Origin of the sequence: Dyella sp. ASV21, from assembly GCF_016428975.1 — a bacterium.
Classification (GTDB): domain Bacteria; phylum Pseudomonadota; class Gammaproteobacteria; order Xanthomonadales; family Rhodanobacteraceae; genus Dyella.
Window position 1 is genome coordinate 1 of record NZ_JAELTT010000308.1, and the last position, 320, is coordinate 320.

1 pseudogene is annotated in these 320 nt (G+C 78.1%); it reads right to left on the reverse strand.

What is annotated here, in order from left to right:
• Positions 1–122: 122 nt before the first annotated feature.
• Positions 123–320 (reverse strand): annotated as a pseudogene (locus tag JHD67_RS22535) (hypothetical protein); the annotation flags it as partial.

A 320-nucleotide genomic window follows, 5' to 3' on the forward strand; every position in this document is an offset into this window, starting at 1 on the left:
CCCCCCCCCCCCCCCCCCCCCCCCCCCCCCCCCCCCCCCCCCCCCCCCCCCCCCCCCCCCCCCCCCCCCCCCCCCCCCCCCCCCCCCCCCCCCCCCCCCCCCCCCCCCCCCCCCCCCCCCCTTTACCACCCCCACCCCGCCAACCGAGATTCGGTCACGGGTCTCGTGGGCTCGGAGATGTGTATAAGAGACAGGTGCAGGGCTTGGATACGGTGCAGGGGTTCGATATGGGCCCGGTCGCCTAGCCGGTATCCGGCGGTAGGGCGGATCGAGGGCAGCAGGCCGTTGCGCCGTGCAAGTTCCCCCACGATCAGGTGCCG